Annotated in this window: 12 protein-coding genes; 5 read left to right on the forward strand and 7 right to left on the reverse strand. The window is 65.4% G+C overall.

The genetic code is table 11. The annotated features are described in order from the left end of the window. The first annotated feature begins 102 nt into the window (after nt 1-102). The 4 genes from KBI52_RS24425 (at nt 103) to KBI52_RS24440 (ending at nt 4,713) form a co-directional block, all read left to right on the forward strand. On the forward strand, nt 103-1,272 hold the full coding sequence (locus tag KBI52_RS24425) for an adenylate/guanylate cyclase domain-containing protein (protein ID WP_210812024.1): 1,170 nt from the start codon (nt 103-105) through the stop codon (nt 1,270-1,272). A 66-nt stretch (nt 1,273-1,338) separates the two neighbouring features. Then, nucleotides 1,339-2,112: a trans-aconitate 2-methyltransferase gene (gene tam, locus KBI52_RS24430; RefSeq protein WP_210812025.1), complete on the forward strand. Its 774-nt coding sequence runs from the start codon at nt 1,339-1,341 to the stop codon at nt 2,110-2,112. A gap of 161 nt (nt 2,113-2,273) precedes the next feature. Further along, on the forward strand, nt 2,274-2,831 hold the full coding sequence (locus tag KBI52_RS24435; protein ID WP_247654626.1) for a FecR family protein: 558 nt from the start codon (nt 2,274-2,276) through the stop codon (nt 2,829-2,831). Between the two features lie 7 nt (nt 2,832-2,838). Next, a complete protein-coding gene (locus KBI52_RS24440; protein ID WP_210812026.1) occupies nt 2,839-4,713 on the forward strand; it encodes a CHASE2 domain-containing protein in 1,875 nt (624 codons plus the stop codon). A 62-nt stretch (nt 4,714-4,775) separates the two neighbouring features. Here the strand turns inward: KBI52_RS24440 and KBI52_RS24445 are convergent, their stop codons facing one another. After that, nucleotides 4,776-6,641, reverse strand: a complete 1,866-nt coding sequence (locus tag KBI52_RS24445) for a hypothetical protein (RefSeq protein ID WP_210812027.1) — start codon at nt 6,639-6,641, stop codon at nt 4,776-4,778. A 166-nt stretch (nt 6,642-6,807) separates the two neighbouring features. Between KBI52_RS24445 and KBI52_RS24450 the strand changes: the two genes are divergently transcribed. Continuing rightward, nucleotides 6,808-7,878: a GlxA family transcriptional regulator gene (locus tag KBI52_RS24450; RefSeq protein ID WP_210812028.1), complete on the forward strand. Its 1,071-nt coding sequence runs from the start codon at nt 6,808-6,810 to the stop codon at nt 7,876-7,878. Nucleotides 7,879-8,345: 467 nt separating this feature from the next. Here KBI52_RS24450 and KBI52_RS24455 read toward each other — a convergent pair whose 3' ends face one another. The 6 genes from KBI52_RS24455 to rhaS form a co-directional block, all read right to left on the reverse strand. After that, the gene (locus tag KBI52_RS24455; protein ID WP_210812029.1) at nt 8,346-9,719 is read right to left on the reverse strand and encodes an FGGY-family carbohydrate kinase; all 1,374 of its coding nucleotides are present in this window, start codon (nt 9,717-9,719) and stop codon (nt 8,346-8,348) included. A gap of 4 nt (nt 9,720-9,723) precedes the next feature. Continuing rightward, nucleotides 9,724-10,047 (reverse strand): L-rhamnose mutarotase, encoded by a 324-nt coding sequence (gene rhaM / locus KBI52_RS24460; RefSeq protein ID WP_210812030.1) that lies wholly within the window; start codon nt 10,045-10,047, stop codon nt 9,724-9,726. After that, nucleotides 10,044-11,090 carry an ABC transporter permease gene (locus KBI52_RS24465; RefSeq protein ID WP_210812031.1) on the reverse strand — a complete coding sequence of 349 codons (1,047 nt, stop codon included), beginning with the start codon at nt 11,088-11,090 and terminating at the stop codon, nt 10,044-10,046. Before KBI52_RS24465 ends, rhaM begins: the two co-directional genes overlap by 4 nt. Further along, on the reverse strand, nt 11,087-12,106 hold the full coding sequence (locus tag KBI52_RS24470; protein WP_210812032.1) for an ABC transporter permease: 1,020 nt from the start codon (nt 12,104-12,106) through the stop codon (nt 11,087-11,089). Before KBI52_RS24470 ends, KBI52_RS24465 begins: the two co-directional genes overlap by 4 nt. Nucleotides 12,107-12,131: 25 nt before the next feature. Next, a complete protein-coding gene (locus KBI52_RS24475; protein WP_210812033.1) occupies nt 12,132-13,649 on the reverse strand; it encodes a sugar ABC transporter ATP-binding protein in 1,518 nt (505 codons plus the stop codon). Between the two features lie 77 nt (nt 13,650-13,726). Further along, entirely contained in the window at nt 13,727-14,722 is a 996-nt protein-coding gene (rhaS, locus tag KBI52_RS24480; protein WP_210812034.1) for a rhamnose ABC transporter substrate-binding protein, read from the reverse strand. Nucleotides 14,723-14,747 lie beyond the last annotated feature (25 nt).

The following is a 14,747-nucleotide window of genomic DNA, read 5'->3' on the forward strand; positions in this document are numbered from 1 at the left end:
TAAAAGGGGAATCCTCACGTTCGCCCCAAGGGTATGGATGCTCCCAGGCGTTTGCCAGATCGTCTCCGGAATGGTCAGATGGAGCATCATGGCGAGGCACGCATGGACGCTTCGGAGCGCATCGACGGGATCTCGCGCTGGCTGATCGAGCGGGCGCCGCACGAGAATGTGAGGGACCTGTTCGCCGGCTTCTGCCGTGAGCTCGTCCGGGCAGGCGTGCCGATCTGGCGCGCATCCCTCGGTCTGGAGGTCCTGCATCCGGAGGTCAGCGGCTGGCAGCATGTGTGGATGGACGAGAGCGTGTCCGTGCGGGAATCCGACAGGGCCACTGCAGCAACATCGCCGTCCTATCTCAACAGTCCGACCCGCATCGTGGATGAGACGAGTGCACCCTTCCGCCGCAGGCTCGATGCGCCCGACCCTCGGATGCCGCTGCTCGAGGAGCTGAGAGCGTCGGGCGCGACAGATTACGTCATGTATCCATTGCCGTTCTTGGATCAGACCCGCACCGCTGCCATCTCCTTCGCCACACGGGATCTCCGGGGCTTCGATCCATCCGAAATCGACCAGCTGGGATACGCCGCAAGGGTGCTGAGCCCCTACCTGGAGCGCCATGTGCTGCGGCGGATCGCGATCGACCTGCTCGACACCTATGTCGGGCCTCGCACTGGCCAGCGCATCATCGAGGGCCGGGTCGATCGCGGCGCGGTGGAATTCATCGAAGCCGCAATCTGGTTCACGGATCTGCGCGGCTTCACCTCCTTGTCCGAGCACTCGCCGATCCCCGACGTGCTCGCCGATCTGAACCTCTGGTTCGGAATCATCGGCGATGTCGTCGAAGCGCATGGCGGCGAGGTTCTCAAGTTCATCGGCGATTCCGTCCTGGCGATCTTCCCGACATCGCCGGAGCAGAACGGCACCTCCGCGTGCCGAAGCGCCCTCGCGGCCGCCCAGGAGTTCTGCTCGAGAACGGAAATCGAAAACGGCGTCCGAGGATTTGCGAGCCGTGCTCCGCTGACGCATAGCCTCGCTCTGCATTTCGGCGAGGTCGCCTACGGCAATGTGGGCGCGTCTCACCGGCTCGATTTCACGGTCATCGGCCCGGCCGTGAACCGCGCCAGCAGGCTCCTGGATCTGGCCAAGCAGCTCGATCGACAAGTGCTCATGTCGCGGGTCTTCGCCCGGGAGCTCGGTCAGCCGCTCGTCGATCTCGGCCGCCACCGCCTGCGGGGCGTCGACCGCCCGCAGCAGGTTTTCGCTCCTCTTGATTGAGCTTCTGCTGTAGATAACGAGGTCATGCGCTGCGGCTTTGCGCGAAGCGGCGAGGAGGACCTTCCGTTGGCAGATTGGAACGCTGGGCAATATCTGAAATTCGAGGACGAGCGCACCCGGCCCTCCGTCGATCTCCTCGGACGTGTTCCCCTGGAGGCCGCCGCGAAGTGCGTGGACATCGGCTGCGGCCCGGGAAACAGCACGGAGCTGATCGCCAGGCGCTATCCGAGCGCGCGGATCCTCGGCCTCGACAATTCACCGGACATGCTCGCCAAGGCGCGCCAGCGCTTGCCGGATCTGCAGTTCGAGGAGCGCGATATCGCAAGCTGGCATCCGGACGAGCGCTTCGACCTGATCTTCGCCAATGCCGTCCTCCAATGGCTTCCCGATCACGCACGGCTCCTGAACCGCCTGATCTCGTTCCTGACGGAGGGCGGATGTCTCGCCGTTCAGATGCCGAACAATCTGGACGAGTCCTCTCACCGTCTCATGACCCGGGTTGCGCAGGAAGCACCGTGGGCCGACCGGCTCGCGCCGGTTGCCAGAGCCCGGGAGACCATCGGATCGTTCGACGATTATTACGGCTGGCTACAGCAGGCCGGATGCACGGTCGACATCTGGCAGACGATCTATGTTCATCCGCTCGACGGCCCCGACGCCATCGTCGAATGGTTCAAAAGCACCGGATTGAAGCCGTATCTCGAAGCTCTTTCCGACGAGGAAAGCCCCGAATTTCTGCGCCGCTACCAGGCCGAGATCGCACGAGCCTATCCCGTCCAGCACGATGGCAAGGTCCTGCTGCGCTTCCCACGCCTCTTCTTCGTCGCACGCAAGCTGTGACGCCACATCGCCGTGGCGTTGTCCGTTCGAAGCGGCGCGGATTGGCTGGATCGGGGTGTGCTGTCGAGCACATCCCTGGCCCGCTCTTGGCCTCCATAGTATATGCGGCGAGAACCGTCCCCCCGCAAGAACCTGCCTATCGCCGGCGCCGGAATTGAAGCATGGCATTGTGTCAGATCGGTCCTTTCGCACCGCGTGCCGCTATCACGCGGCTTCTTCTGCCCGGTCTCGCCCTTTGTCTTGCCGGGATCGGGCGTGCCGACGCACAGAGCATCGGATGCGTCATGCAGGCGACGGCAGCTCCGCCGCGGCAAGTTCTGCGCTGCCATGACGGCCTCACGGTCGAGGCGGAGGCGGGGGCCGACTTCGGTCTCGTCGACCAGAACCGCGACGCCCGTCCGGATGCGATCGATTTGAGAAGTCGCGCGGTTCTCGTCGACGCGCCCGCGACACCTGGAAGGCGGAGCTTCCAGGTGCGGACGCCGCAGGCCATCGCGGCCGTGCGCGGCACGCAATGGGCCGTCGATGTCGCGGGAGGCCGGACCTCCGTTTTCGTGGTGGCCGGCCGTGTCTCCGTGCGGCGGACGCGCGGCGGGCCCGGGAGCGTCACGCTCAGCCCCGGCGAAGGCGTCGACGTGGAGGTGGGGACGGCGCCCCTTGTCGTCAGACGATGGCCCGCCGCGCGCGCGTCCGCCCTCCTGGCACGTTTCGGACGATAATCTCCTCATGGGGCGGCGCCATGCCTCGACCCTGATCGCCGCGGCCCTGGCTGGGCTTTGGGGCGCCGGCCTTGCCCTGCCGCATTGGCGAGGCGGCTCCGATCTCCTCGACCGCGTGGAAGCGCCGCTTGCGGATCTTCGATTCCTGATTCAGGGGCCACGTCCTGCTCCAGACGCGATCACCATCGTGGCCATCGACGACCAGACGATCCAGACGACTGGGTCCTATCCGCTGCCGAGAGCCACCATGGCGCAGCTGGTTTCATCGCTGGCGCTCATGAAGCCCAATGTCATCGCGCTCGACATTCTGTTCATCGACCCCGGTCCGCCGCAGGGCGATCTTGCGCTCGCGGAGGCGCTGCGGAAATCGCCGAGCGTTGTGGCCGCCGCGGGTGTTTTCAAGCCGGGGGAGAACCGTTCGCGCATTGTGAGCGATCGCAGCCTGGACACCCTCCTTCCGGAGGCGGAGAGCCTGCTCCTGCCGCTCGGCTCCCTGACAGGTGCGGCGGCCCTCGGTGTGGTCAACATCGCGATCGACGCTTCAGGTGTTCCGCGCCATGTCCCGCTTCTGCTTCAATCGGGCGACCGGATCGTGCCGTCCTTTCCGCTGCGGGCCGCCTCCCTGGCCGTGAAGCAGGATCCGGTTCTGGGTTCGGAGAGCGTCGAGCTCGGCGGCGCATCGACCCGAACCGAGACAGGATACGCTCTGCCGCTCCGCTTTTACGGCCCGGGCGGAACCATCCGCACGGTCAGCGCCGCCCAGGTTCTGAACGGCACCCTCGCGGAGGACGCCATTGGCGGCAGAACCGTCGTGATCGGCGCGACGGTCACGGGCGGCGGCGACACCTTCTCGACCCCCTTCGACCCGGTGCTTCCGGGCGTCGAGGTTCTGGCCACGGCGATCGCTCATCTGACGGAAGGCGACGGCCTGGTCAGGGACAGGAGCGTGCGAACCGTCGATGCCGCCGTGGCGGTGATCCTTCCTGTCCTGTTCGTTCTCCTGCTCTCCTGGCAGCGCAGCGCCTGGGGATTTGCACTGATCGCCAGTAGTGCCCTCGGGTGGATCGGCGTCACCGTCGTGGCCTTCACACGCGGGATCTGGCTCAGTGCGTCTCTGCCTCTCCTGGCTGCCGTACCGGCAGTCACGTTCTTTGGCGCAGCGCAGCTCTGGCTCGACCGGCGCCGGGCAGATCGTCTGAGCGCGCAGAGCAAAACCCTGCAGAGATTTCAGCCGCCGAGCCTGACCGAGCGGCTGACGAAGGATCCGGCTTTCCTCATGCAGCCGATCCGCCAGGAGGCGGCGGTGATCTTCATCGACCTGTCGGGCTTCACGGGCATGACCGAAATGATCTCCATCGACGAGACCCGGGAAGTCCTTCGAAGCTTCCACACCCTTGTCGATGAGGAAGCGGTCGCCCATCACGGGATCGTCGCATCCTTCATGGGAGATGGCGCCATGATCCTGTTCGGGCTGCCGGACCCCTCTCCCCACGATGCCGGCAATGCTCTGGCGGCCTGCCTTGGGCTTTGCGCGCGCATGGAGATCTGGCTCGCGTCCTTGCCGGAGCCGATCGCAACGCGCATCGGCTTCAAGATCGGCGCCCATCATGGCGGCATCATCGCGTCACGTCTCGGCGGGGACAGCCATCAGCACATCACGGCAACGGGCGACACGGTCAATGTCGCGAGCCGCCTGATGGAAGTGGCAGCCACGCATCAGGCCGATATCGCCATGAGCGACGACCTACTTCAAGCGGCCGGGCCCGCCCGGATCGTCCTTCGATCCGGAAGCCTCGACGGACCGCGGGCGACCGCGATCCGCGGTCGCGCAGGCGCGATCCCGGCGTGGCTCTGGCGAAGAGAGCCGCCCCGGGCGAGGTGACGGAGGCGACGCTGATGGCGCATCGGAGCCGTCTCCGGCGCTTGCAATGCGACGTGCGAAATTCAGAGCCGATCAGGTGCGGGCATGCCCGCGCCGAACCAGTTCTTCTGCATCAGGGCTTCAGCTTCCTCGACTGCCTGCTGATCGTTCAGCGCCTGTGCGGCGCGCAGCAAACCGGCAGCCGCCCATCCATTGTTCGGCGAACGCTGGAGCGCGGCACGGAACGCGGCCTCGGCCTCCATCGGCCTTCCCTGGGCCATGAGGGCCGCGCCGAGGGATTGCTGCACCGGATAGTACCAGTATGGCGGTTCCATGTAGGGCAGCCGATCCTGGATGGCCGCCGCCTCCGCAAACAGCGACGCTGCCTTCGCCTGATCTCCCGCGGCCTGCGCGATCCGTGCCTCGATCTCATGGGCCGCGATGGTCATGAGGTCCGGTCCGGGCACACCGGCATCCGGGAGTGCGGAAATCTCCGGCTTCTTGGCCAGGCTTTCGATCGCGGCCGCCTCGACCCGAGCTTCGTCCGCCCGCCCGAGACGCGCGAAGGCCACGCCGCGGGCATAATGCCAAGCGGCCTCGACGAAGGGGAAATCTCCCTCCGGCTTCGGGAGAGCCAGCACATCCTCGGGCATCGAGAAGAGCGCCTGCGCGTAGTAGGGTGCGGCGGCGATCGGCTGCGTCCAGGGCACCTCACGCTTGGCTCGGTCCGACACGATGCCGGAGAGCTTCTGCGCGGCTGCGACCGCGGTGCGTCCGTCACCGCCCGTCAGAGCCGACACCATGACGAAATGGACATTGTGGGCGTAATAGGCCTCCGAATAGAGGAGGCTCGCACTTCCCTGCTGCAGAAACGCCTCATCGGCCGCCTCCGCCCGGACATTCGCGTCGAGACTGTCGCGCCAGCGGCCGAGCCGATACCAGATATGGCTCGGCATGTGCACCAGATGGCCGGCGCCCGGGATCAGCTTCTCCAGCCGCTCCGCGTGCGGGACTGCCCGCTCCAGACGGTCCGATGCTTCGACCGCATGGATGTAGAGATGAATGGCCCCGGGATGATCGGGGTTCGCCTCGAGCGGTCCGACCTGACGCGTCCCGAGAACGCCCTCGATCAGTTCGACGATCCTCTCCGTCTTGCCCTTCGGCGTCTTTCCCCCGTCCGCCCAATAGTCCCAGGGCGTGAGGTTCATGAGCGCGTCGGCGGTGAGCAGCGCCACATGGGCGTTCTGCGGGAAGCGGGCCTGCACCTCCTCCATGGCGTCCGCATAGGCCTGATCCAGGGCCTTGCGGTCCGCCTTGGGATCGGACGAGTGGCGCTTCGACAGGGCCTCCACCAGGGCGACCTGGAGGTCTCCGTTGTCCGCCGCCAGGCCTCGTGCCTTCTCCAGGACGACGAGGGCGCGCGCGTTCGCGTCCGCATCCATCGGATAGTTGATATGCGGGCCGAGCACCCACGCTTCACCCCACAGGCACATGGCGCAGTTCGGGTCGAGTTCCTGCGCGGCCCGGAAGGACCGCGCCGCCTCCGCGTGATTGAAGCCCCAGCCCAGGCGATAACCCTGATCGAAATAGGACTGAGCCTGCCCGTTCCGGTCTTTGGTCACCGCCCAGGACAGCTGGCCGAGATTGTCGTAGAGGGGCGGTCGTCCGTCCGCGCGCGGTGCTGCCGCGCCTTTCGGCAGGTCACGGCTGTAGCTGCCGAGTTCCGTGCGCTTCGGCTGCGCTTGGAGCTGGGCGACATCCCGATGATGCCCCGGGCCGGACGCGCCCGACATCTGCAGGGCGTGGAGCATCCGCACTCGCGGGCTGTCGTGAGATCCCAGCGGACAAGCAAACGCGGGAGCTGCCGTGAGAATGATCGTAGCGGCGCTTGCCGAGAGAAGCAGGGATCTCGCCGAGGGGCGGTTGCGCTGGGCAATGAGGGTTGTCATGAGCACGAATTCCCGGAGTGATGGAAGGGAAAGGCGTCGGCGGGCGCACTCGCCCGGCACCAGCCGCGAACGCGGCGAACTCTGCTCGACTGTGCCTGGAAGTTTACTTGCCCGGGAGAGGCGATCATGACAACGTGAGGGGGCAAGACTGCCAAGGAGACCCGCGATGCTCCATGTGGTCGTTCTGTTCCTGAATGGCGGTTGCGCCTCGACGGCCCTGCTCCCGATGGAGATCTTCCGCAATGCCGGGACCCTTTGGAATCTTCTCAGCGGCAAGGCACCGGAACCACGATTCCGCGTGACGACGGCCTCCCTTGGAGGTGGCCCGGCCGTGACGGATCAGCTGGTCTCGCTTCTCCCCTCCAGCGCCGTCGAGACGGTGGAGCGACCGGATCTCGTTTTCGTCCCGGCGGGCGGGCTGCCGCTCGATACGCTGATGCAGACGGGCTACTCCATCGACGCGGTCATCGAGCGCAACGCCGGCGTCATCCCCTGGCTGCAGACATGGGCCAAGGCAGGAGCGAGGATCGCCGGTGTCTGTTCGGGGGTCGCCCTGCTTGCCGAGGCGGGACTGCTCGACGGGGAGCCTGCAACGACCCATTGGGCATTGGCGGATGTTTATCGCAAGCGCTTCCCGGAGGTGGACTGGCAGCCGGATTATCTGATCACCGATGCCGGACACGTCGCCTGCAGCGGCGGCATCAACTCAGCCGCTGACTTGAGCCTTTATCTGGTCGAGCGGCTTGCCGGCCGCGACATCGCCTTGCAATGCGCCAAAGCCCTGCTCATCGAGATGCCGCGAACCTGGCAAATCGCCTTTGCCGATGTCGTTCTTCGCAGGGATCACAGGGATGAGAACATCCAGCGCGCGCAGGATTGGGTGCACCAGCATTTTCGGCAATCGATCGGCGTCGATGCCATCGCAGCCAGGGTCGGCATGAGTCCGCGCAACTTCATTCGCCGCTTCAAGGATGCGACCGGTCACACGCCGATGAGCTACATTCACATCGTTCGCGTGACCATGGCGAAACGATTGCTGGAGGACGGGCAGCAGACGATCCAGGAGGTGAGCCGGGCGGTCGGGTACGACGACGTGATTTTCTTCCGAGACCTGTTCAAGCGCCACACGGGCATTTGCCCGACAGATTATCGAAGCCGCTTCGGAGCGTCACCCATGTCGACTTCCTTCGATCGGCGCGGCTCACGCATCGAGGTTCCTGCTGGCCCCCCGTGGTGAATGGCGCAGAGCCGCGCCGTCGTTTTCGGGAGTGCGTCGAAAGCGCTTCGGTCAGGCGCTCTGATCTTCGCCCGACCGTTCCACCCGGACCGAACGCCTTCTCTCGCGCCGCAGGCGCTTCATCAGAGCGATCGATGCGACCATCGTGCGTTCCAATTCAGACAGGATGGTGTTCGTGTCTGCAGCAAACGTTAGGTTCTTTCGTTCCAATTTCATCAGCAGCCTGTTTCGCTTTTCCAATGTTTCAAGGTCATTGTGCCTTAAGGTAAGCGTCGCAGTGCGGCTGCAATATGGCAGATTAAGGATAGGGTTAATGGCTGTTCTTACTATAACGAGTTAATGCGGAGCGAACGCTCTAACGATACATGCAATCTTCTTCACTGAATCGGGCGCGGCCTGACGACTCTGATCTCTGTCGAATGCTCGTCAGCTGACTTCCAGCAACCCTGCGGGTGCTCCAAAGACCTTCAGACGGCATCCTTCTCCACAAGGAGGCCCCACTCGGCACAATATTCGTGAAACGCGGCCGGAAGCTGGTTGAGGACGGGCGCGGGCTGTTCCCGAGCCGCGAGCGGATCTGAAGTTCCAAGCGCAAGAAGCGCCGCGCCGATGCTTGTCCCGGTCGAGCCGGAAACGGGAATGACCGCGCGCCCGACCGCTTTCGACAGGGCTTCCACATAGAGGGCATTGCGCGCGAAAGGACCCTCGACGATGACCAGGCCTGCCGCGCGGGTGAGATCGAGACAAGCCTTCGTCATGAGAGCCGCGTAAAGCGAGGCCGCCACATAGGTCTCATCAGGATTCAGATCGTTCGACGCATTGACGACCCGATGGCGTGCAGCGGGAAACGGGCCGCATCCGGGCACGACGCCCGGCGTCAGGAGAATGCGCTCGTCCACGATGCGGCGGATGGCGTCCGGCGTCGCCGTCCCCTGGCCTTTTGTGAGCAGCTCGAATTCACGCCCGCCCATGAAGCGGGCCGACGGCACTGCGCGCCCGAGAGCGTCCACATTCGCGAGCGTATCTCGCGTCGGATCGAGGTGATCCAGGTCTCCGCCGACCGCGAAGATCACCACCCATGTGCCGGTCGAGACGACGGCGAACGGCGCCTGATGCTGACCGAGATGGGGCAGCAGCGACGCATTCGAGTCGTGGATGCCGCAATAGACAGGCACGGGGCGAGCGAGCCCGATCGTCCCGGCGATCTCTTCCGTCACATCACCAAGACGGTCCGACGGCTTTTGGACGGGAGCCAGCTTGTCGGCAATCCCCAGCCGCTCGACGAGCGAGGAGAAGCTCCCCTGCTGCGGCCGCCAGAGATCGGTGTGGCAGCCGAGCGACGTCACTTCCGTCGCGGCGATGCCGGTGAGCCTCCAGGCCCAGTATTGCGGGTAGGTGACGATGGTGCGTGTGGTCTCGAAGGCCTGCGGGAAAGCGGTCTTCTGATAGTGCAGCTGTGCTCCGAGATTGAGGCCGCCGGGCAGGCGCGGCGAGAACGTCTCCGAAAAGGGCGGCCTGATCGCGTCATACGTGGCGTCGATCTCCGGCGGGTAGCGGAACTCGTAGTCGAGGACCGGCATCACCAGGGCGTCTTTCCCGAGAAGCGCACCGCTCGCGCCGTGGGCGGTGATCGAGATGGCGTCGAACCCGCACTCGGCGTTGAGCTCCTTCAGGGACTGCATGAAGAACGCGAAGATCCCGTCCACGTCGAAATGCGGATAGGGTCCGTCGGTCAGCACCCTGTTGGGACGCGTGCGGGCGGCGACTTCACGCCTCTCGTCGGCATCGACGATGACGGCCTTCACATTGGTCTTGCCGACATCGAGCACAGCGACTTTCATGGGATCACGCCATATGGAAGACGGTGACGAGCGGCGTGTCGAGCGGCGAATTGTCGGGATTGGTCGCCATGATGTCCGCCATGTGGGCCCACCAGCGCTTCATCACCGGATGGCCGGGCAGATCCGCCATGCGATGATCCGTCCGCCGCCACAGAACGCCGAACAGGATCCCGGTCTCCCGGTCGAGATGGATCGAGTAGTCCTCGACACCGGCGTCCTTCAGGAGTTCGACCAGTTCCGGCCAGATCTCGTCGTGCCGGTGGCGGTATTCCTCCTCCATGCCGGGATTGAGCTGCATCTTGAACGCGACTTTTTCCCTGGCACTCATGCGGGGGTCCTCGAGCGGATGCGGCGGAACACGATGGGCAGCGCGATCACGAGGATCAGCAGGAGGCCGATGAAGATCGACATGACGATGCCGGGAACGTTGAGAAGGCCGAGCCCGAAGGTGACGAGCCCCATGACGATGGCGGCGAGCACCACGCCCGGGATCGTGCCGGAGCCGCCGAGGATGCTCACACCGCCGAGCACCGCCATGGTGACCACCTCGAGCTCCCAGCCCGCCGCGATGGTGTGGCGCGTCGAGCCCAGGCGGGACGTGAGGCATACGGCCGCGAACCCGCTCATGAGCCCGGTCATCAGGAACAGGGTGAACTTGGTGCGCCGGACCGGGATGCCGGAGAACTGCGCCGCGAAGGCGTTGTTGCCGATGGCGTAGATCCAGCGCCCGAAGACCGTCCAGTGGAGCAGGATGCCGAACAGGACGGCGAGGATCAGGAATGCCACCATCTCGAAGGTCACCACCTCGAATCCGGGAAGCGTCGGCCACCAGGAGAAGTCCGACATGTAGCCCTGCCCGAACCACGCGAAGCTCGCCGGATAGCCGCCATAGGCCTGGTCGCCGAGGACGATCTGGGCGATGCCGCGGAACAGGCTCATGGTGCCGATTGTCACGACGATGGAGGGCAGGCCGATCCGCGCAACCAGAAAGCCGTTGAAGGCCCCGCAGAGCAGCCCGACGCCGAGCCCGACCCCAACCAGCGCCGGCGTCTGGAATCCCGCCTGCGCGGCGGCTCCCATGGCGGTCGACGCCAGGGCGATGACGGCCGCCACCGACAGGTCGATCTCGCCCGAGATGATCAGCAGCGTCATGGCGAAGGCGATCATCGCCTTCTCGGTGAAGTTGTAGGTGGCGTCCGACAGATTCCACGGATCGAGGAAGTGAGGCGACGCCAGGGAATTGGCGATGAAGATCGCGATTGCGACCGCGGCCAGCAGGGTCTCCCAGCTGCCGAGGATTCGCCCGGCGGGCGTGGAGAGCTTGTCGGGGATGTGCCGGGCCGGCTGCTTCTCCAGAATGAGCGTGCTCATGCGGCGGCTCCCTCGGCTGGCGCTTCCGACAGCGTCGGACCGCGTTTGACGGCGTCGCGCAGGATGAGGCGACCCTTCCGCTTCTCCTGCCGGGCGTTGAAGAGGACGGCCACGATGATCACGAAGCCGGAGATGGCCATCTGCCAGAACGGCGAGATGTTGATCACCGGAAGCGCGTTCTTGATCACGCCGAGGAACAGGGCCCCGAGAACGGCGCCGCCGACGGACCCGATGCCGCCGAGGGTCGAGATCCCGCCGATCACGCAGGCCGCCACCGTGTCGAGCTCGAACCCGGCCGCGATGTCCACATAGGCGACCGCGTAGCGGGACACCCAGAGATAGCCGCAAAGGCCCGCCAGAGCGCCCGACAGGACGAAGGCGAAGAACCGCGTGCGGCCCACGTCGATGCCGGCATAGAGCGCCGCCGTCGGATTGCCGCCCGCGGCGTAGAGCGCACGCCCGAACACCGTGCGGGTGAACACGAGGCTGATGGCGGCGATTACCAGGATGGCCGTCCAGCCGAGCAGCGGGAGTCCGAGCAGGGAGACGCGCGGCGTATTGAGGAAGGCCGGAGTCATCTGGGTCTGGTTGACCCAGGCGCCGCCCGAGAGCACGAACGCCATGCCGCGGTAGATCGTGAGCGTGCCCAGCGTCGCCACGATGGACGGGATGCCGATCCTCCAGACCATGAAGCCGTTGATCGCCCCGAGCAGCGCACCGAGTCCCATGGCGGCCGCGATGAGGAGCGGCAGCGGGATCTGCGGAAAGGCCGCGTTCGTCATGGCGATCGCCATGCCGGTGAAGGACAAGTTGGCGGCCACCGACAGGTCGATGGACTTGGTGAGGATCACGGCCATCTGGCCGAGCGCCAGGATCATCAGGATGGACGTGTCGTTGAAGATGTTGGCGAGGCTCTCCGGAGCGGCGAAGCCCGGCGCGCGGAAGGAGAACACCGCAATCAGGACCGCGATGATCGCGACCAGCAGGAGTTCACGGTATTTCAGGATTCGGCTCATCGATCGGTCCCAGCTTCCTTGTCCGTCAGACGTTGCCCGTGGCGGCGCGCACCAGCGTCTCGGCATCGAGGTTGCCGCGCTCCCAGAGACCTGCCATCCGCCCCTCCCGCATCACCATCACACGGTCGGACATGCCCAGGATCTCGGGCAGTTCGGACGACACCATGATCACGCTCAGCCCCTCGCCGGCGAGCTCGCTCATGAAGGCGTGCACGGCGGCCTTCGACCCGATGTCGATGCCCTTGGTCGGCTCGTCCAGGATGATGACCTTCGGCCTGGCGGCGAGCCATTTCCCGATCACCACCTTCTGCTGATTGCCGCCCGACAGGGTGCCGACGGGGACCGAGAGCGCGGCGGCGCGAAGATCGAGCCGCTCGGCATAGCGCCGGGCCAGGGCGAATTCCTCCGCCTGCCGGAGGAAGCCGGCCCGGGTGGTCCGGCCGAGCGTCGCCATGGAGATGTTCTGGAAGATCGGCATCTGCAGCACGGCGCCGTGACGGCCGCGCTCCTCGGGCACATAGACAATGCCGGCCGCGATGGCGTCCGCCGGCGACCGGATATCGACGGCCCGTCCCTCGAGCTCGAGCGATCCGGCGCTCGGCCGGGTGATGCCGAACAGCGCTTGGCAGAGTTCCGACCGCCCTGCCCCGACAAGGCCGTAGAGCCCAAGGATTTCTCCGCGGCGCAGGTCGAACGAGATGCCGTCGAACTCGGTCGGATGGGAATAGCCCGAGACCTTCAGGACGGTTGCGCCGATCGCCACGTCGGTCTTCGGAAAGACGTGGTCGACGGAACGGCCGACCATCATGCGCACGATCTCGTCCTGCCCGGTCTGCGACAGCAACCCGGACCCGATGGAGCGGCCGTCGCGGAACACCACGAAGCGCTCGGCGATCTGATAGACCTCCTCGAACTTGTGGCTGATGAACAGGATGGCCTTGCCCTGCTTCTTCAGCCGCTCGATGATCCGGAAGAGATCCTCGACCTCCTTGTAGGAGAGCGCGGCGGTCGGCTCGTCCATGATGACCACGCGAGCCTCGACCGACAGGGCGCGCGCGATGGCCACGAGATGGCGATGCGCGATCGAGAGATCCTTCAGCCGCGTGTAGGGGCTGATCGGCGCGTCGATGGAGGAGAGCAGCGCCGCCGCACGGGCGTTCATGGCGCCCCAATTGACAAAGCCCAGGCGGTTCCTCGGCGCGTGCCCGAGGAAGATGTTCTCGGCGACCGAGAGCTCGTCGAAGAGCACGGTCTCCTGATGGATCGCCGTGATGCCGCTCCGGATCGCCGCCTCGGCATTGGCGAAATGCGCCGGAACACCGTCGACGACGATCTCGCCGGCATCCGGCCGATAGATCCCGGTGAGGATCTTCACGAGGGTCGACTTGCCGGCCCCGTTCTCGCCGATCAGCGCCGTCACGGTTCCCGGATGGAGCGCGACATCCACCTGATCGAGAGCCTTGACTCCGGGAAACGACTTCGAAATGCCGCGCATTTCCAGAAGCGGAACCTGGATCTCGGGAAGCGCCTGAACCACGGACATGGAAAAGCCTGTCAATCGCCGATGAGTGCAGGGAGGACGCGGATCGCTGCGCCCTTCCCGTGTGGCTTGAAGCGATCTCAGAAGATCTTGGCGAACTCGTCGACGTTGCTCTTGTTGTAGACGAAGGGGTCGGCCATGGCGGCCTCGCCGTTGTCGCCGATCTTGATCTTGCCCATGCGACCGGCATTGATCTCGGAACCGGGCTTGCCGTCGGTCTCGCCCTTCACGAGGCGATAGGCGATCTGCGTGGCCGAGTAGCCGAGGTCGATCGGGTTCCAGATCGCGAATTCCTTCGTAGCGCCGGAATGGACGGCTCCGGCCATTTCGGACGGAAGGCCGAGGCCCGTCACGTAGACCTGACCGATCTTGCCGGCATCCTTCACCACCTGCGAGGCGGCGAGCACGCCCACCGTGGTCGGGGCGACGATCACCTTCACGTTCGGATGCGACTTCAGCAGGCCCTGCGCTTCGCGGTAGCTCTTGTCGGCCAGATCGTCGCCGTACACGGTGGTGACGAGGTTCAACCCCGGATATTTCGGAAGCTGCTTCTTCATCTCGGCGATCCAGGTGTTCTGGTTGGTCGAGGTGGAGGTCGCCGACAGGATCGCGAAGTCGCCCTTGCCGTCAGGCAGATGGGACGCGGCGAGCTTCAGGCACATGTTGCCGATCAGCTCGTTCGACGACGGGTTGAGGTGAACGATGCGTCCGTCCTTGCCGACGGCGGAATCCCACGAGATCACCTTGATGCCGCGCTGCGCGGCCCGTTTCAGCGCCGGGACGACCGCATCCGGATCGTTGGCCGAGATCGCGATCGCGTCGACTCGCTGGGCGATGAGCGCGTTGATCACCTCGATCTGGCCTTCGGCGGTCGTGCTGGTCGGACCGGTATAGATCACCTCGACGCCGCCGAGTTCCTTGGCGGCTTCCTGGGCGCCCTTGTTGGCCGCCTCGAAGAAGCCGTTGCCGAGGGATTTCGCCACGAGGCCGATCTTCATGGTCTGGGCGGTGGCCTGGCCGGCGAACAGGGCCAGACCGAGTGCCGTGCCGAGGGCGAGCTTCGCAAATGCTTTCATGTTCTTCCTCCCTTTCAAAGCACCT

The sequence above is a fragment of the Microvirga sp. HBU67558 genome (assembly GCF_018069605.1).
In the GTDB taxonomy this organism is placed as follows: Bacteria; Pseudomonadota; Alphaproteobacteria; order Rhizobiales; family Beijerinckiaceae; genus Microvirga; species Microvirga terrae.